Genomic DNA, 17,833 nt, shown 5'->3' with positions numbered 1-17,833 from the left:
GCATTTTTGGACAAATCAAAATTAGAGTATCGATTGACGATATAAAATGACAAATATCATGTAATAAAAAAAGAGACCCAAAATGAGCCTCTTTTACTTGAATTAAATAACTAACATTAAATAGAATCCTGAATGATTTTAAGCCATTTTTTAGCAAACATATGATCCTGATAAGCGCTTATTTGTTTAATGCGGTCATCATCGAAATCATAGAATGGGATTGTAATTTTTTTAGGGGTTTCTCTGTCCTGAAATTCAAAATCAATCTTGACAATCGTGTCTGAAGGACTTTCAGTAGTCAAAACTAATTTGGCTGAAGAAACACTTTTTAAATCTAAATATGTTGATTCTTGCTGATTTGGATTAAAATTCATCAAGATAAATCTTCTGTCTTTTTGGTCTATCGTAAGCGTTTTATTGCTTTGCGATTCTGTTAAATCGAAATTTTCCGGATGTGTTGGATTGAATTTCTTTTTGATATTTAAAATTCTTGATTTGCTTGCAGCGCTCGATCGTGCAGAAAAATAAACAGGAATGGCTACTATGATCGCAATCACAATACCAATAATGGTTACACTTGTTTCCATTTTGTTTTAAAATTTGATAGATTATTATGAAATAAAATAATAAGCTGCCTTTAAGCTAAAAGCAGTCTATTGTGGTGAAAGAATATAATTTCTTTCCATCAGAATTTCATGAAATTACTACCAGAAAAAATGGAAGGGGTAGAGCATTAAAAGAACCTTTTTGCTCTGTGTTGCAAATTGATTTGCAAAGTTTGATATTGAAGTTATTGCCTGATGCTGAGGTACAATAAGTAATAAAGACTCGAACCATTTAATTAAACCTGGCTGACTTGATTTGATGTTACCTACAAGCTGATATCCTGACTGAGGTTGTATAAAAGCCAGAGAATCGGAATGGTCAATTGAGAAATTGGTATCGCTTTTTTCAGTTTCGATTTTTTGCACAGCAACTTCGTTTACCTGACAGGCAAAAAAGGCAATGATCAAAAGTGATACAAAAATAATCGTTTTACGAATCCAATTCATGGTCGCGAATTTAATTCATAAAAGACAATTAAAGAAATTTTAAAGAATTAATTAACTTTTAAATTGTAGTTATTATTTTATCCTCAACATTTAATAATTATGGTTGAGGATAAAACAAGGTTATTGTTGCATTTTGAAATAATAATCAGCTGAATGTTTGCCACTTCCGTAAAATAAAAAGAAAACACAAACTAATAGTACTACAATTGCCAGAATTAGGCTTTCAGAGTGCATGTGTCCCATAAAATTTATAAGAACAGCCCCAAAAAGAATTGGTAATTGAGCGGCAATTGCCCAACGGGTAAGCAGTCCAAAAACAATCATAATTCCGCCAATCATGTGAGCCGGGGCGATATAATGTAAAAGAAACATTCCGCCTCCGTACTGATCAATTGGAGAAATTAAATCATGTAAATATTGGGCGTTAGTTACAAACGAAACACCTTTCATAAATAAAAAAATACCCAATACAATACGTACTAAATCTACAGGTAAATAAGTGTGCGCATTTGCCCATTTATTCAAGCTTTTTACATTTTCCATGATACTACGTTATTAAAAATTATACATAAAGTTACTAATTTTTAATGATATATGTTTTTTTAAGTGCTTGAAAATAAGTTTTTTACTTTTTATTTAACAGTATGTTGAGAATTTCTGAAAAGCTAAACCTGAATAACCCCCAGATTGAATGCTTTTTGAATTGGAGCATGATTTGCAGCCTCAATTCCCATAGAGATCCATTTGCGGGTATCTAAAGGATCAATTATAGCATCTGTCCATAATCGTGCAGCAGCATAATAAGGAGAAGTCTGCTCATCGTATCTGGCTTTTATTTTAGCAAATAGCTCACTTTCTTTGGCCTCGTCTATAATTTCTCCTTTCGCTTTAAGCGAAGAAGCTTCAATTTGTGCCAAAACTTTTGCTGCCTGAGTTCCGCCCATAACGGCAAGTTCTGCACTTGGCCAAGCAAAAATTAATCTTGGATCATATGCTTTTCCACACATGGCATAATTTCCTGCGCCATAAGAATTACCAACAATCACGGTAAATTTTGGAACTACAGAGTTACTAACAGCATTAACCATTTTAGCGCCGTCTTTTATAATCCCGCCATGTTCAGATTTTGATCCTACCATAAAGCCGGTAACATCCTGTAAAAACACCAAAGGAATTTTTTTCTGATTACAATTGGCAATAAAACGGGTTGCTTTATCTGCACTGTCAGAATAAATAACCCCACCAAACTGCATTTCACCTTTTTTGGTTTTAACTACTTTTCGCTGATTGGCTACAATACCAACAGCCCAGCCATCAATTCTGGCATAACCAGTAATAATGGTTTGTCCGTAACCATCTTTGTAAGCTTCAAATTCTGAATTATCAACCAAACGATTGATAATTTCCATCATATCATATTGCTCATTTCTGGCTTTTGGCAAAATTCCGTAAATATCTTTTGGTTCCAAAGCAGGTTTTTCTGCTTTAATTCGACTGTAGCCTGCTTTGTCGTAATCGCCTATTTTATCTACAATATTTTTAATTTTATCTAAAGCATCTTTGTCGTCTTTTGCTTTATAATCAGTAACTCCGGAGATTTCACAATGTGTTGTCGCGCCGCCTAAAGTTTCATTATCAATAGTTTCTCCAATGGCTGCTTTTACCAAATAACTTCCGGCAAGAAAAATACTTCCGGTTTTGTCTACAATCAGAGCCTCATCACTCATAATAGGCAAATAAGCTCCACCGGCAACACAACTACCCATTACAGCAGCAATTTGTGTGATTCCCATACTGCTCATTTGTGCATTGTTTCTAAAGATTCGGCCAAAGTGCTCTTTGTCAGGGAATATTTCATCCTGCATAGGCAGATAAACACCGGCACTGTCTACTAAATAAATAATAGGCAATCTGTTTTCCATTGCGATTTCTTGTGCGCGAAGGTTTTTCTTCCCCGTTATAGGAAACCAGGCGCCAGCTTTTACAGTAGCATCATTGGCAACTACAATACATTGTTTACCTCGTATATATCCTATTTTGATAACAACACCACCTGATGGGCAACCACCATGTTCTGCATACATTCCGTCTCCGGCAAATCCTCCAATTTCAATACTTTTAGAATCTTCATCCAGTAAATATGCAATCCTTTCACGGGCTGTCATTTTGCCTTCTGCATGTAGTTTTTGAATTCGTTTTTCACCTCCGCCTAATTTTACTTTGGCAAATTTTTGAATTAAGTCAGAAAGTAATAATTTATTGTGATCTTCGTTTTTATTGAAGTTTAAATCCATGATATATTGTTGTTTTTTCAAAATAGTGTTGGCTAATTTACAAAATCAATTGAAATTCCCATAATAAAATACATTGTTCTCATAAAATAAAAATGGCTTTATAATTTGAAGTTAGTATTTTGGAAACAAAGAGTATTTAAGAGTTTTTCAGTGAGTTTCAGGCAAAAAAAAACAGAAGCAAGCTCCTGTTTTTTATATATTATGTATTTGATTTTATTTTTTAGAATCGCAAACCATTCGTTTTAGGATTGCCCATTGTTTTAAAGCATCACGTGCTTCAACAGCCGGATATCCTAACATTGTTTTTCCTGCAGGTACATCTCCGGTTACACCTGAACCTGCCCCAATAACAGCCCCATCACCTATAGTAGTATGGTCTTTTATAGAAGCACTTCCGCCAATGATAACACCATTTCCTAAAGTTACTGAACCGGCTAAACCACTGTTTCCAGCCATGATGCAAAATTTACCCAGTTTACTGTTATGACCAATTTGAACTAAATTATCAATTTTGCATCCATCACCAAGAACAGTTGAACTAAATTTTCCGCGATCAACACAGGAATTAGCTCCAATTTCAACTCCGTTTCCTATAATTACATTACCAATTTGTGGAATTTTTACTAAGCCTTTTTCGCTACATGGACGAAATCCGAAACCATCAGCACCTATTGTTGCATTTGGATGAATAATACAATCATTACCAATATGACAACGTTCACGAACTACAGTTCCTGACCAGATTATAGTATTTTTTCCTATAGTACATTCGTCTAAAATAGTAACATTTGGATATATAGTAACATTGGCACCAATTTCGACTTTTGGACCTATATAGCAACCGGCACCAATTCTTGCGCCTTCGCCTATAATTGCTGTCTCGTCGACATTTGCTGATTTATGTATATTGTTGTGAAATATTGGAGTAGGCGGAGCAAACAATGCCAGGATTTGAGACATCGCCAAATCGGCATTCTTTACTTTTATAAAAGCACGATTATCTCCTGGTTCAATAGAAATGTCTTCGTTAACAACTGCAATTGAAGCTTTTGATCCTTCCCAGAATTTTTCATATTTTTTATTTCCTATAAATGAAATTTCAGAAGTGGTCGCTTTTTCTAATTGTTCTGTTGCTGTTATACTTTGGGAAGTTGTACCGTAAATTACGCCGTTAATAACTTCATTAATTTCTTGAATTGAATAGGATTTCATTGAATGAATTTGATTTAATTGAATTGATTTAGGGGTTATTTCGCACCAAATAAAATCAATTAGATTTAAATTACCTAATCTTATTTTGAAGTTTTTTAAATAGTATTTTAAATAATAGTTTAAATATTACAAATTTAACATTAAATCTATTAAATTTTTGATTGTTTTTAAATTAATAGCAGTCTTAATCGTTTTTAATTTGCTTTTGATCCTGTTATTTGTAAGGTTCTCAACGTGTTTTCTTTAACATTTTATATAATGTGTTGCAGACGTGTTTTACAATCCTATCTTGCTTCATTTCAACTTCTTTTATAGTAACAGGAGTTCTAAATTGGGGATGTAATTAAGAAATGAAAATGTATAATGTTTTGTAGGTTTTGGTTTCCTCTATTTACGAGATATTTATTTTTGGAAAAATTTTGATAATTTTTTGAAGAAAAGGAATGAAATAAAGATTTGCAATTGTTTTTTTTGAGATTTTTTTTCAAAGTGATTTTCAAAGCTGTTATAATTGATAGGTTTTATCTTATGTTTAAAATAATTCTTGCTTTTGAAATTATCTGCCAGAGCTGCTCTTTATAGTTGAACTAACATAAAAAAAGCGATTCTTTGTAAAAGTGAATCGCTTTTGAATTTTTATTGCTCTTTTATTTTTGATAATGATATGGCATTAATGCAATAACGTAAACCGCTTGGTCCAGGTCCGTCTGGAAAAACATGTCCTAAATGTGCATCACAGGTATTGCAGACCACCTCAACCCGAATCATTCCGTATGATTTGTCGGCATGATACCCAATAGCATTTTCTTTTAGTGGTTGTGTAAAAGAAGGCCAGCCTGTTCCTGATTCAAATTTTTCGCTTGCATCAAAAAGCAAAGTACCACAACATTTACATTCGTACAATCCAGGGTCGAATAAACTGCAAAGTTCAGAACTAAATGATCTTTCTGTACCTTTTAAACGTGTTACCTGATATTCTTCAGGAGTTAAAAGCTGTTTCCATTCTTCTTCTGTTTTTTCTACTCTTTTGTCAGGAATTGGATTTCCTTTATTTGTAAAATGAATTACATCTGCCCATTTTATCATAATTGTTGCTTTTGTATAGTAATAAAGATACTAACTTTAATTTAAAACTTAGTTTTCGAAAGGATAATTTGTATAGCGCTTACAGGCACCATTTTTTGCGTTTATTTTTACTATGTCAATTTGATTTTTTTTTGATTCTACTTCTTCTCCAAAAATATAGTAACTGTTTTCCGGAGTAATTTCAATACCATAAGAATAAAGAGAAAGCAAGGTTTTGTTTTTTCGGTTATCCATAAAAATCTTCTCAGCGTCTTTTATTTTTATAGGGCTTTGTTTTGAGAATTCTTGATATTCATTATCTATGGCATTAATTTTTCGAATCTGTTTTCCTATTTCGGGATTTACCCAACCTTCAATTCGGGATAAAGTTGCATTACCTGATGCATTATTATTGATGATCACATTATCATCAGAAAATCGACAGTCATGAGAACCTACATAACCAAACATTCCGTAATGTAAATAAGGGTAATGATGATAACCGGAAATGTAATATTGTAATTTGTTTTTTGTAGTTACAACAATAGTATCTGTTTTTAAGAACTTTTGATATGGAATTGTAATTGATGGACTTGAATAAACATCCGTTCCTTTTTTAAAACCATCTTTAATTACAATTTTATTAATAAACTTCCCATTTCGAAGTAGCTGAAAGGTAAGGATATTAATTTCATTTTCCTTAAATCCGGAAAGCTTAATCTCAGGTTGTTCGGTAATATATTTGACAGAATCACATTCTTTTGAAAATTTGACGCTGTCTACTTCGGCATCTTTTCTGTTACTATGCTAGGACCACAAGAATAAACTTGTTAGTATTGCAAGTATATACCAAGGCAGATTCCAATAAAAACCAAACAACCCTTGAGATATTTATTCATTTGCTTATTCTTCCTCTTTTTGTCCCATCATCATTAAGAATGCTTTTAAGAACGGATCAATATTTCCGTTCATAACACCATCAACATCGCTGGTTTCATAACCGGTACGAACATCTTTTACTAATTTATAAGGTTGCATTACATAATTACGTATTTGCGAACCCCATTCGATTTTCATTTTTCCGGCTTCAATATCAGCACGTTGTGCCTGTTGTTTCTTTAATTCGATTTCGTATAGTTGAGAACGAAGCATTTGCATAGCACGCTGTCTGTTGTCTTGCTGAGATCTTGTTTCAGAACATTGAATCTGGATTCCGGTTGGTTTGTGTACCAATTGAACTTTTGTTTCAACTTTATTCACATTTTGTCCTCCGGCACCACTAGAACGAGAAGTTGTAATTTCGATATCAGCAGGATTAATGTCAATTTCGATACTGTCATCAACAAGCGGATAAACATAAACGGAGGCAAATGAGGTATGACGTTTGGCATTACTGTCAAAAGGGGAAATTCGAACGAGACGATGTACACCGTTTTCTCCTTTTAAATATCCAAAAGAGTAGTCTCCTTCAAATTCTAAAGTAACCGTTTTAATTCCGGCAACATCACCTGCCTGAAAGTTTAGCTCTTTTATTTTATAGCCATAACTTTCTCCCCACATCATATACATACGCATTAGCATTCCTGCCCAATCGCAACTTTCGGTTCCGCCGGCTCCGGCAGTAATTTGAAGAACGGCACTTAAGCTGTCTCCTTCATCAGAAAGCATATTTTTGAATTCGATATTTTCAATATGCGTTTGTGTTACATTGTATTGCTCGTCTAATTCTTCAGGAGTAAGTTCGCCTTCTTTGTAGAAATCATAAGCCAGTTGCAGTTCATCTGTAAGTGAGACTGCTTTGTCATAATCTTCAATCCATTTTTTCTTGTTTCGAAGATTCTTTACTGTGTTTTCTGCTTCTTTGGGATTGTTCCAAAAATCAGGTGCAAAAGTCTTTTCTTCTTCGTTGGCAATTTCGATTAGCTTGGCATCAACGTCAAAGATACCTCCTCAACGCACCAAGGCGCTCCACAATACCTTTTATTTGTTCGGCTGTTGTCATAAATTAATAATAGTTTTTATATGTTTTTTTGTTGATTTTGCGATGGTTAAAAAACACCATTTCGCTGTACAAAAATAACATATAGTTTTTAGAATCCGGTATTAAAATTTATTAGGATTAACAGGAATTAATTATGATTTAGCTGTAAAGCATTTTTCAGGATTATATTTTGAAATTAAGGTTGTTAAATGATACTGGCTTAAAAAATTAAATTAGGCTCTTTTTATTTTTTCTGAGACTAATTTTAAGAATATATTTTATAGCTGATAATCAGAAATATCCCTTTTTATTAAGGAGTAAATTGAAGATAAAATTTTTAGTTTAATCAATTGGTTTATAGAAATATAAATCAATTTTAGAATATTAATAGTACTTTTATATGTTTTTTGTAAATATTACGTTAATTTGGTTCTATAGTATTCACAAGTTAAATTTTAGCAAAACTTGCCAAGAATAACTGTTAGTAATACGTAATTTTGCTGTACAAAAAAGATATACCTTTTTAGAATATGGAAATAAATTTAATTAGCGATACCATTACTAAACCTACATACGAAATGTTGCAGTATATGTTTAACGCTCATGTTGGCGATGATGTATACAGACAGGATCCAACAGTTATCGAACTGGAAACCAGAGTAGCTGAGTTTTTTGGAATGGAAGCCGGACTTTTTTTTCCGTCCGGAACAATGGCTAATCAAACCGCTATAAAATTACATACACAACCCGGAGAGCAGTTAATTGCCGACAAATATGCACATGTTTATCATTATGAAGGAGGAGGAGTTTCGTTTAATAGTGGTGTTTCCTGCTGTTTATTAGACGGAAATCGCGGAATGATTACTGCAAGTCAGGTAGCAGCAGCAATTAATGATCCTGAGTTTTATCATAGTCCGCTGACCAGTTTGGTTTGTGTTGAGAATACAACCAATAAAGGTGGCGGTGCTTGTTATGAATTAGAAGATTTAAGAGAGATAAAAAAAGTTTGTGATGCTAATAATCTGAAATTTCATTTGGATGGAGCCAGAATTTGGAATGCATTAGTAGCCAAAAGACAAAATCCAAAAGAATTTGGGGCTATTTTCGATACGATTTCAGTTTGTTTGTCTAAAGGTTTAGGTGCTCCAATAGGTTCTGTTTTGCTGGGAAGTAAGGTTGATATTCACAGAGCATTGAGAATCAGAAAGATACTGGGCGGCGGAATGCGTCAGGTTGGCTATTTGGCAGCAGCCGGATTGTATGCTTTGGCGAACAATATCGAAAGGCTGGCGGAAGATCACAGAAGAGCTAAAGAAATTGCGGCTGTTTTAAGTACAAAACCCTGGATTGCGGAAATTGAACCTGTAGAAACTAATATTTTGATTTTTTCGCTTGCAGAAGGATATAGTGATAAGCTTTTGATGGAAAAATTAAAACAAAAAAATATCTTGATCAGTTCGATGGGACATAACAAACTCCGAATTGTAACGCATTTAGATTACAAAGAAGTTATGCATACTTATGTGATTGAAACACTTTCGAAGTTTTAGGAAGAAGGTTCAAAGTTGCAAAGGTTAAATAAAAAAAGATGCATCACTATGCATCTTTTTTTATTCGGGAAATTCAAAGTTTACAAAATAAAACCTTTGAACCTTTGCAACTATGAGACTTTGAATCTTATTTAAACAAATTATCCATTCCCGGAATCATTGGCATGTCCATTTTTGCAACAGCGTCAAGTTCTCTTTCGTTTACACTTGTTGCTTTTTCGATTGCTTTATTTAAAGTTACAATTAAGTAATCTTCCAGCTGTTCTTTATCTTCTAGTAAAGAGTCATCAATAGAGATTGATTTTACTTTTCTATTTGCAGTTAAGGTTATTTTTAATAATCCGTCAGCGCTTTGTTCGTCTATTAAAACAGTATCCAAACGCTTTTTAGTATCTTCAATTTTTTGTTGGGTTTCTTTAAGTTTACCCATCATTCCCATTAAATCCATTTTTGTTGATTTTTAAATTATTTCATACAAAATTAGTATATTGCTGTATCATATCAATAGAATATTTTATGAAAAAATTAATTTGGTTCTGTTGTCTTTGTAGTATTTTTGCACCTTCGTATTTAAAAACTAATGCTCAATCAATGCAAAACGATATATCGGCTCCAAAAGCCAAAGAAATTCCAAAAACATTAAAAAAACATAAAGAAACCAGAGTTGATAATTATTTTTGGTTGAATGACCGCGAGAATCCTGAGGTTATTGATTATCTAAATCAGGAAAACTCTTATTACCAGAGTATGACTTCGCATACAAAAGGTCTTCAGGAAAATTTGTATGAAGAAATGAAAGGCAGAATCAAAGAAGATGATTCATCAGTGCCTTATTTCTATAATGGTTATTTTTATATAACACGTTTTGAAACAGGACAGGATTATCCTATATTTTCAAGAAAAAAAGGAAGCCTTTCGGCAGATGAAGAAATCATGTTCAATTGCAATGAAATGGCAAAAGGGCATGCTTATTTTAAATTAGGCGGTTTAAGTATAAGTCCCGACAATAAATTTGCCAGTTTTGGGATTGATATTGTGGGAAGAAGAATTTATACCATTCAGTTTAAAAATCTGGAAACAGGAGAGATTTTAGCAGATAAAATAGAAAATGCTACTGGAGGATCTGTTTGGGCAAATGATAATAAAACTGTTTTCTATACCAAACAGGATGAAGTTACTTTAAGAGCTGATAAAATTTTCAGACATAAATTAAATGCAGATTCAAAAGATGATGTTTTGGTTTATAATGAAACCGATGATACTTTTAATGTTTCAGTCAGTAAAGAAAAATCAAGAAAATATATCGTTATAAGCTCAGGAAGCACGCTGACTACTGAATACAGAATTCTGAACTCAGATAACCCAGATGGAGAGTTTGAAGTATTTCAGCCTCGTGTTCGTGGTTTAGAATACAGTATTTCGCATTATGAGGACTCTTTTTATATCCTGACAAATAAAGATAAGGCGACCAATTTTAAGTTGATGAAAACGCCTGAAAATAAAACAGGAAAGAAAAACTGGGTAGACCTTATTCCGCACCGCGAAGATGTTTTATTAGAAGATATCGAAATTTTTAAAAATTACTTAGTTGTCGAAGAACGCTCAAACGGATTAAATCATATTCGTATTATGCCATGGAATGGTGATGCTGATTATTATCTCCCTTTTGGCAGCGAAACGTACAATGCTTATACTACAACAAACATCGATTTCGATACAGATGTTTTGCGTTACAGCTATCAATCGCTGGCAACACCATCTTCTATTATCGATTTTAATATGAAAACTAAAGCCAAAGAGATCTTAAAAGAGCAGCAGGTTTTGGGAGGTAAATTTGATAAAGAAAATTATATCGAAGAGCGTGTTTGGGCAACAGCCAGAGATGGAGTAAAGGTGCCTGTTTCGATGATTTATCGTAAAGGATTACAAAAAACGGGTAAAAATCCGTTGCTTTTGTATGCTTACGGTTCATACGGAATAACCATGGATGCTTATTTCTCTTCGACAAGACTTTCGCTCTTAGACCGCGGTTTTGTTTATGCTATCGCACATATTAGAGGAGGAGAAGATTTAGGAAGACAATGGTATGAAGACGGAAAACTGTTAAAAAAGAAAAATACCTTTACAGATTTCATTGATTGCTCTAAATTTGTAATAAACGAAAAATATACATCTCCTGAACATTTATATGCTGAAGGAGGATCTGCAGGAGGACTTTTAATGGGAGTGATTGTAAATGAAGCTCCGGAATTATATAATGGTGTTATCGCTCAGGTACCTTTTGTAGATGTAATAACAACAATGCTGGATGACAGTATTCCGTTAACAACCGGAGAATATGATGAATGGGGAAACCCAAACAATAAAAAATATTATGACTATATGTTATCGTATTCACCGTATGATAACGTAAAAGCACAAAATTATCCTAATATGTATGTTTCTACCGGATTACACGATTCGCAGGTACAATATTGGGAGCCAGCCAAGTGGGTCGCTAAGTTGAGAAATCTAAAAACAAATGAGAATCAATTATTTTTAGATACCAACATGGATGCCGGTCATGGCGGCGCTTCAGGGCGTTTTGAGGCCCTAAAAGACTTAGCAAAAGAATTTAGTTTTTTATTAGATTTAGAAAAAATTAAAAGCTAATTAGAAATTTTTTGTTAAATTTGCAACCTATCAAGGTTATTTAAAAATACCTTTGATTAACTATTTTTTTATGAAAGAAGAAATAAACGCTTATAATAATGTTTTAGAGTTAATAGGTAATACCCCACTTATTAAGCTAAATAAAATCACCGAAGAGTTAGAAGGTAATTTCTACGCAAAGGTAGAAGCTTTTAATCCGGGACATTCCTCAAAAGATAGAATAGCGTTATATATTATTGAAGAGGCTGAGAAAAGAGGAATTCTATCGCCAGGTGATACCATCATCGAAACTACATCCGGTAATACAGGTTTTAGTTTAGCAATGGTAAGTATTATAAAAGGTTATAATTGTATTTTGGCTGTAAGTTCAAAATCATCCAAAGATAAAATTGACATGTTGAGGAGTTTAGGAGCAAAAGTTTATGTTTGTCCGGCTCACGTTTCAGCAGATGATGAAAGATCTTATTATAATGTTGCTAAACGTTTACACGAAGAAACAAAAGGATCTGTTTACATCAATCAATATTTTAATCAATTAAATGTTGATGCCCATTATAACACTACAGGACCAGAAATCTGGGAACAAACAAAAGGAAAAATAACACATCTTATTGCTTGTAGCGGAACAGGAGGAACAATCTCAGGAACTGCAAAATTCTTAAAAGAGCAAAATCCAAATATTAGAATTCTGGGTGTAGATGCTTTCGGGTCTGTTTTGAAGAAATACCACGAAACAAGAGAATTCGACAGTAAAGAAATTTATCCGTATCGAATAGAAGGTTTAGGTAAAAACCTGATTCCATCTGCTACTGATTTCGATATTATCGATAAGTTCATGAAAGTGACAGATGAGGAAAGTGCACACTCTGCCAGAGAAATTACCAGAAAAGAAGGATTATTTGTTGGATATACTTCCGGGGCAGTAATGCAGGCAATTAAACAATATGCAGAAGAAGGAGAGTTTACAAAAGATAGTAATATTATTGCTATTTTCCCTGATCACGGTTCTCGTTACATGAGTAAAGTATTTAGCGATGACTGGATGAACGAACAAGGTTTCTTTGACAGTGTCAATGAAGAAGAAGTTCAGAAAATTGAATTTGTAAAGTAGCTTAACTACTTTTTTAGATATAAAAGCTCCATTCGTTTTACGAATGGAGCTTTTTTTATTTCTTAAATAGCTTATTATCATTTGTCTAGGTGTTTTTTTTGAAAAAACATGATCCAGATGTTTTGTATTAATTGTTAAAAAATGTATAACTACGCAATAAATTTTTATTTCACTTATGTTTAATTCATCTTTTTAGTAAAATCTGTGTTTGTATAAATAAATGTAATTAATAGTTTAAAATGATCGATTTTGGTTATTTTAACGATTATTTAGGTTCGTTATCGAGTAAATTTCCGCTCAAAAGCATAATAATCTAGTTTAGCTATGTTAAAATGACACAATGTTTTAATATCCTAAATCTACTATTATGAAAAAATTTCTACTCACTTTAATGTTTGTAAGTTATTTGAATGTTAATGCTCAAAATCCAATTCAGGAGTTTAATTTCAACGGGACTTTAAATAATACGGCTAATACCACTTCGTTTATTGGAACTAATAATTTTGTGGCAGACAGAACAGGAGCTGTCAATGGGGCTCAACGTCTTGCAAACAAGGCTATGGAAGCTGTGGTTGAGAATCTTCCTCAGGGCAATAGCGCAAGATCTGTAAGTATCTGGGTTAAGTTTAATGATATTGCATCTGCCAATTATATATGGGGTTACGGGATCGCTTATAATGCTCAATATTGCGGATTATTGCAACAAGGTACAACTTTATCTAATTCAGACTTAAGTCTGGCTGGTTGGGGAGCTTCTAACGATGTTATTGTTTCGGCTCCGCTTGCTAAAGAGGTTTGGTATCAATATACAATAACTTACGATGGAAAAGCCTCTAAAATATATCGAAATGGTGAATTGTTAAAATCTGTTGACGGAATTTCACGTTCTACCAAGGGCAATATCTTTAGACTGGGAGAGATAAATACAACAGTAGGGATTAATGCAGATATAGATGATTTAAAGATTTATGATGTTGCTTTGACAAACGAACAGGTTAAGGCTTATTATAATAGTTCAAAACCTCTTATTGCGATAGCAGAAACTACTGCTTTGAAAGTAGAAAAGAAAGCAACCACAATTAAAACAAAACCAGTAGCTAAAACCAATACATCAAATACAATTATTACAACTGATGATGTAAATACAGTGGCTAAAAATGTTGAAGTGTTTTCGCAAGGACAGAAAGTTTTGGGAAGCAGCAACGCTTTAAATATTAATCAGCTGCTGGAAGGAACATATTTGTTGAAAATAACAAAAGCCGCTCCTAAAAAAATGACTTCAAATTAAAAATAAGGTTAATAATTAGTTTTTATTTTCTCATGTTGTTTAGTTTTTGGTAAACAAGCCAATTTTTTGAATAGTGAAAAAGCCTTCTGGAGTTAATTTAGAAGGTTTTTTGTTTTTAGATTATAATCACTTTTTTATATAAGATGAAAATTAATTTTTTGTAAAGATGTTTTTACAAATGATTCATGCTTATGTAGCTTAGTGTTGATTTTCTTTTATTTAAATAATAATACTGTATTTATTTGAGAAAAGTGTTTGGTGTCTTTGAATTAAATTTATAGTTTTAACAAAAATAAATAAATTATAAATTAAAATAATTGATAAAATAAAGTTATCAATTTTAATTATTATCTAGCTTTTTAAGTCTCTTGCTTTATCAGTTTTGACTTCTGGCTATTAGAGAAATATAGTTTGGTATTATTATAAATGACATCATCTTAAAATCGATTAAATCTGTAGATATGAAGAAATTATTACTGACATTACTGTTTGTAAGTTTTTTAAATACGAATGCTCAAAATCCGGTTCAGGAATTTAATTTCAACGGAAATTTAAACAATATAGATAATACGATATCCTTTTTAGGAACAGCTAATTTTGTAAACGACAGGATGGGTACTGCTAAAGGAGCTTTACGAATCACGAATAAAGTTTTGCAGGGTGTGGTTGGAGATCTTGCTCAGGGAAATAAACCGAGATCAATATCTATTTGGGTAAAATTTAATACCATTAATTCGGTAAATTATATTTTAGGCTATGGAAGTGCGGTAAATACACAGTATTTTGGTTTATTACAGCAACCTGTATCTTCTGGTAACTCAGATTTAAGTTTGGTTGGCTGGGGAGATACAAACAATGCTATTGTATCGGTTCCTCTTACAAAAGATGTTTGGTATCAATACAGTATTACTTACGACGGAAACACCTCTAAAATATACCGTAATGGCGAATTATTGAAAACAGTTGATGGCATCCAGCGCTCAACAAAAGGCTATATATTGAGATTGGGAGCCATGAATACTACAACCGGGCTTAATGCAGATGTAGACGATCTTAAAATCTATAGTGTTGCAATGACAGATGAGCAGGTTATGGAATCTTACAACAGTTCGAAACCAGCTGTTAATACTGTAGTCGAAACAACAGTTTCTTCAAATACTATTAAAAAAGAAGCAGTTGCACCAGTAAAAGCTGTAATGGCTACTAAAGTATCGACCGGATCTGTAACAGAAACAAATGTTGGCTCTAAAACGGTTGAGGTTTTCTCTCAGGGACGAAAGATAATAGGAACGAACGCTTCGAACATTGGTGATTTGCCAGAAGGAACTTATTTGATAAAAGTGACTAATGGGGCTGCGAAAAAGTAGATTAGAAATTTAAACTCAATCAAAAAGAAATGAGCTTTTGTAATATGCAATCAAAAAATAATAATGAAAAAGCTCTCTAAAATTTCAAAATGCTTTTTTAAGTTAAAAAAAAGAAATTACTTTAATTTTTTTTATTGAAAAATTTCTTCACTCATCTTTAAATTTTAGAATTTTTTATTAGAAATTATATGATGTATAGTTTCTAATTTATTTTCTAAATATAAAATATTTATATTTTCAATAAAATATTTTTCTAAATTAGAATTTAAACAATCATATATAACTGATTTTAATTGCTCATAATTAAAACTATCTATTTTTCTGGAATCTTTATATCTATTAATATTTTTTTGGAGTAGACATAAGTGAGCTTTTAATCTAACAGAATGAATATTTTCTACTTTATTAGAATTTAATTTATTAAGACAAGATATACTTGATTCATATAAATCAATTATACTTTCTTCATAATTAAAACCTTGTTTATTGTAAGAATCTGTTTTTCTAGCCATTTTAGACCAATACAAGCGCTTAATTTGTTTTTGAGTGTTAGTAAGATTATTCCAATTTTCATCCACATCATCTATTGTTAATGAATAGTTTTTATCTAACCATTTAAATTCATCTTTAAATTTATTGATGTCATCTGCTAATAAAATATATTTACTTTTTATTTCTTCCCAGTTACACATATTTATAGCTCTTTAATTTTATAAATAAAAACATTGGGAGTTGTTGTGCTTGGAAGTATATCCACGACTTCAAATTGTGCGAATGGTTTAAATAATATTTCGGATTCAGAGCCATTAATTAATTTTAAGTCTACTCCTGTCTTTGATTCTATTTCCCAAATTACATCTCCTTTATTACCACGTCTAAATATATCTGCGGTATAATCATCTAATGAACTAGAGGTAAAGCGTCCTTCAAAATTAAACTTTTGACCTTTTACTAATTTTTTTGCAAAATTAGATTCTGATGCACCAGCACCCCTAAAAACATTTATACCTATTTGTTTTGGAAACTTAGAATATGCAGAAAGCATTAAATCTTTCATTTCAGTGTATTCTGGAGTCATAGAAATTACGCCACTTAAAGCCTTATTAAAATTAGAATAATAATTATCCTGAATAAATAACTTATATGCAGCTTCTTCTGCAATTGAAATATTGTAGTTTGCATATTTACGGATATGTGAACCATTTTTTAAAGGTTCATAAATGGAATTATAACTTGTGTTTTTAAGTAAATTATCAAATTTCTCACCAACTCCGCTTAGAGATTTCCACTTCACATATCCTCCAACTTTATTAATGTTATCTAGATTTTTAGATACTAAAGTAAGTTCTTCAATATTGGTTCGTAATGATGAAGCTTCATTGTTTAGAATTAACCATGCATTAAAACCATTAGTTTCTTTAATTAGGACTTTGAAGTCAGCACTGGAAGTAGATAAATCATTTACTAATACTGCCAGAGGACAGGGATCCCCAGGTCCAGCATTTATGATTAGATTTGATAACAGTATTAAATAAAAAAACAATCTTTTTATTATATTTTTCATTTAGTTCATTTTAAAGTAAGTACTTGTAAATTTGTTATTTGCTTTTTGAAGTAGTTCCATTTCTACTTGATTTGTATCATAATCCTGCCCTCTGTAAATCCATCTGAAAATATTTGGATAAAGTAGCTCATTGACAATACTTTTTTTATCTATAATTTTTTCTTCGTCTAAATCATAAATAAAACAGGAATTAGAAAATGACTGAATAACTTGAATTTGCCTTGAATTAATTAAATATGCCCATTCTATATCAATATTGCTATCAAATTTTATTTTTTCAATTTCCAGAGTTAACAAATCGGTTAAAACTAAGCTTCTTTTATTAATCAGTAAGTGTTTTTCAGGATAAAAAAAACTTCCTACCAAACTATCTATAGTGGTATTTCCGTTTTCTCTAAAGTAGACTTTCAAACTTTTTTTTGTATAATCTAAAGTGTTGAGTAAATAAAAATCGATACACGGAATGAAAGCAAAGTTTTTGGTTGGATGTTCTATTTCAATTTTTTCATTCAATAAACATTGAATGGTTTTTGCTGAAAATAATTCCTCGGTTTTATCTTTACCATCAATTAATAGGGAATAATATACAAGTTCCTGGCCTCTATTAGGTTCTTCCCAGCCCATATATTTAAGCTCTATTCTTTTATTTACTGTTTTATAGAAACTTAAATGTTCGATTTGTTTTATTTGTATCATG

Annotated in this window: 17 protein-coding genes; 5 read left to right on the top strand and 12 right to left on the bottom strand. The window is 32.0% G+C overall.

Going from position 1 to position 17,833, the window contains the following annotated elements:
- Nucleotides 1–116: 116 nt before the first annotated feature.
- From A4F88_RS13465 to prfB, 8 genes are all read right to left on the bottom strand, one after another.
- Nucleotides 117–587, bottom strand: coding sequence for a hypothetical protein (locus A4F88_RS13465; RefSeq protein WP_068843131.1), 471 nt, complete (start codon nucleotides 585–587; stop codon nucleotides 117–119).
- A gap of 117 nt (nucleotides 588–704) precedes the next feature.
- A complete protein-coding gene (locus A4F88_RS13460; RefSeq protein ID WP_068843130.1) occupies nucleotides 705–1,052 on the bottom strand; it encodes a hypothetical protein in 348 nt (115 codons plus the stop codon).
- A 120-nt stretch (nucleotides 1,053–1,172) separates the two neighbouring features.
- Nucleotides 1,173–1,595, bottom strand: a complete 423-nt coding sequence (locus A4F88_RS13455) for a DoxX family protein (RefSeq protein ID WP_068843129.1) — start codon at nucleotides 1,593–1,595, stop codon at nucleotides 1,173–1,175.
- A gap of 122 nt (nucleotides 1,596–1,717) precedes the next feature.
- A complete protein-coding gene (locus A4F88_RS13450) occupies nucleotides 1,718–3,346 on the bottom strand; it encodes an acyl-CoA carboxylase subunit beta (RefSeq protein WP_068843128.1) in 1,629 nt (542 codons plus the stop codon).
- A gap of 213 nt (nucleotides 3,347–3,559) precedes the next feature.
- Nucleotides 3,560–4,558 (bottom strand): UDP-3-O-(3-hydroxymyristoyl)glucosamine N-acyltransferase, encoded by a 999-nt coding sequence (gene lpxD, locus A4F88_RS13445; RefSeq protein WP_068843127.1) that lies wholly within the window; start codon nucleotides 4,556–4,558, stop codon nucleotides 3,560–3,562.
- Nucleotides 4,559–5,194: 636 nt separating this feature from the next.
- A complete protein-coding gene (msrB, locus tag A4F88_RS13440) occupies nucleotides 5,195–5,644 on the bottom strand; it encodes a peptide-methionine (R)-S-oxide reductase MsrB (RefSeq protein ID WP_068843126.1) in 450 nt (149 codons plus the stop codon).
- A gap of 48 nt (nucleotides 5,645–5,692) precedes the next feature.
- Nucleotides 5,693–6,094, bottom strand: a complete 402-nt coding sequence (locus A4F88_RS25675; protein ID WP_209442828.1) for a hypothetical protein — start codon at nucleotides 6,092–6,094, stop codon at nucleotides 5,693–5,695.
- Between the two features lie 432 nt (nucleotides 6,095–6,526).
- Nucleotides 6,527–7,625 (bottom strand): peptide chain release factor 2 gene (gene prfB, locus A4F88_RS13430; RefSeq protein WP_143154974.1). Its coding sequence is split into 2 segments (ribosomal slippage): nucleotides 6,527–7,561 and nucleotides 7,563–7,625, totalling 1,098 coding nucleotides; the frame shifts between segments, so codons are not numbered across the junction.
- 509 nt (nucleotides 7,626–8,134) lie between these two features.
- Here prfB and A4F88_RS13425 point away from each other — a divergent pair.
- The gene (locus A4F88_RS13425; protein WP_068843124.1) at nucleotides 8,135–9,154 is read left to right on the top strand and encodes a threonine aldolase family protein; all 1,020 of its coding nucleotides are present in this window, start codon (nucleotides 8,135–8,137) and stop codon (nucleotides 9,152–9,154) included.
- 127 nt (nucleotides 9,155–9,281) lie between these two features.
- On the opposite strand, the gene A4F88_RS13420 is transcribed toward A4F88_RS13425, so the two are convergent.
- Nucleotides 9,282–9,602, bottom strand: coding sequence for a YbaB/EbfC family nucleoid-associated protein (locus A4F88_RS13420; RefSeq protein WP_017498214.1), 321 nt, complete (start codon nucleotides 9,600–9,602; stop codon nucleotides 9,282–9,284).
- A gap of 68 nt (nucleotides 9,603–9,670) precedes the next feature.
- Here A4F88_RS13420 and A4F88_RS13415 point away from each other — a divergent pair, with 68 nt between their 5' ends.
- The 4 genes from A4F88_RS13415 to A4F88_RS13400 all read left to right on the top strand — a co-directional run bounded on the left by A4F88_RS13415 (nucleotide 9,671) and on the right by A4F88_RS13400 (nucleotide 15,572).
- Nucleotides 9,671–11,806: a S9 family peptidase gene (locus A4F88_RS13415; protein ID WP_068843123.1), complete on the top strand. Its 2,136-nt coding sequence runs from the start codon at nucleotides 9,671–9,673 to the stop codon at nucleotides 11,804–11,806.
- Nucleotides 11,807–11,876: 70 nt separating this feature from the next.
- A complete protein-coding gene (gene capA, locus A4F88_RS13410) occupies nucleotides 11,877–12,917 on the top strand; it encodes a cysteate synthase (protein WP_068843122.1) in 1,041 nt (346 codons plus the stop codon).
- A gap of 367 nt (nucleotides 12,918–13,284) precedes the next feature.
- Nucleotides 13,285–14,205, top strand: a complete 921-nt coding sequence (locus tag A4F88_RS13405) for a LamG domain-containing protein (RefSeq protein WP_068843121.1) — start codon at nucleotides 13,285–13,287, stop codon at nucleotides 14,203–14,205.
- Between the two features lie 461 nt (nucleotides 14,206–14,666).
- Nucleotides 14,667–15,572, top strand: coding sequence for a LamG domain-containing protein (locus A4F88_RS13400; RefSeq protein WP_068843120.1), 906 nt, complete (start codon nucleotides 14,667–14,669; stop codon nucleotides 15,570–15,572).
- Between the two features lie 164 nt (nucleotides 15,573–15,736).
- On the opposite strand, the gene A4F88_RS13395 is transcribed toward A4F88_RS13400, so the two are convergent.
- From A4F88_RS13395 to A4F88_RS13385, 3 genes are read right to left on the bottom strand one after another with little or no spacing between them, the layout of a single operon-like run.
- The gene (locus A4F88_RS13395; RefSeq protein ID WP_068843119.1) at nucleotides 15,737–16,264 is read right to left on the bottom strand and encodes a hypothetical protein; all 528 of its coding nucleotides are present in this window, start codon (nucleotides 16,262–16,264) and stop codon (nucleotides 15,737–15,739) included.
- A gap of 2 nt (nucleotides 16,265–16,266) precedes the next feature.
- Entirely contained in the window at nucleotides 16,267–17,136 is an 870-nt protein-coding gene (locus tag A4F88_RS13390; RefSeq protein ID WP_068843118.1) for an ADP-ribosyltransferase domain-containing protein, read from the bottom strand.
- On the bottom strand, nucleotides 17,137–17,832 hold the full coding sequence (locus tag A4F88_RS13385; protein ID WP_068843117.1) for a hypothetical protein: 696 nt from the start codon (nucleotides 17,830–17,832) through the stop codon (nucleotides 17,137–17,139).
- Nucleotide 17,833 lies beyond the last annotated feature (1 nt).

The sequence above is a fragment of the Flavobacterium chilense genome, assembly GCF_001602525.1.
GTDB classification, from domain to species: Bacteria; Bacteroidota; Bacteroidia; order Flavobacteriales; family Flavobacteriaceae; genus Flavobacterium; species Flavobacterium chilense.
This window is presented reverse-complemented; position numbering and strand designations above follow the sequence as displayed.

Coding starts and splice junctions, on each gene's coding strand:
- A4F88_RS13465 (WP_068843131.1), bottom strand. CDS start 587: ATGGAAACAAGTGTAACCATTATTGGTATTGTGATTGCGATCATAGTA.
- A4F88_RS13460 (WP_068843130.1), bottom strand. CDS start 1,052: ATGAATTGGATTCGTAAAACGATTATTTTTGTATCACTTTTGATCATT.
- A4F88_RS13455 (WP_068843129.1), bottom strand. CDS start 1,595: ATGGAAAATGTAAAAAGCTTGAATAAATGGGCAAATGCGCACACTTAT.
- A4F88_RS13450 (WP_068843128.1), bottom strand. CDS start 3,346: ATGGATTTAAACTTCAATAAAAACGAAGATCACAATAAATTATTACTT.
- lpxD (WP_068843127.1), bottom strand. CDS start 4,558: ATGAAATCCTATTCAATTCAAGAAATTAATGAAGTTATTAACGGCGTA.
- msrB (WP_068843126.1), bottom strand. CDS start 5,644: ATGATAAAATGGGCAGATGTAATTCATTTTACAAATAAAGGAAATCCA.
- A4F88_RS25675 (WP_209442828.1), bottom strand. CDS start 6,094: ATGTTTGGTTATGTAGGTTCTCATGACTGTCGATTTTCTGATGATAAT.
- A4F88_RS13425 (WP_068843124.1), top strand. CDS start 8,135: ATGGAAATAAATTTAATTAGCGATACCATTACTAAACCTACATACGAA.
- A4F88_RS13420 (WP_017498214.1), bottom strand. CDS start 9,602: ATGGATTTAATGGGAATGATGGGTAAACTTAAAGAAACCCAACAAAAA.
- A4F88_RS13415 (WP_068843123.1), top strand. CDS start 9,671: ATGAAAAAATTAATTTGGTTCTGTTGTCTTTGTAGTATTTTTGCACCT.
- capA (WP_068843122.1), top strand. CDS start 11,877: ATGAAAGAAGAAATAAACGCTTATAATAATGTTTTAGAGTTAATAGGT.
- A4F88_RS13405 (WP_068843121.1), top strand. CDS start 13,285: ATGAAAAAATTTCTACTCACTTTAATGTTTGTAAGTTATTTGAATGTT.
- A4F88_RS13400 (WP_068843120.1), top strand. CDS start 14,667: ATGAAGAAATTATTACTGACATTACTGTTTGTAAGTTTTTTAAATACG.
- A4F88_RS13395 (WP_068843119.1), bottom strand. CDS start 16,264: ATGTGTAACTGGGAAGAAATAAAAAGTAAATATATTTTATTAGCAGAT.
- A4F88_RS13390 (WP_068843118.1), bottom strand. CDS start 17,136: ATGAAAAATATAATAAAAAGATTGTTTTTTTATTTAATACTGTTATCA.
- A4F88_RS13385 (WP_068843117.1), bottom strand. CDS start 17,832: ATGATACAAATAAAACAAATCGAACATTTAAGTTTCTATAAAACAGTA.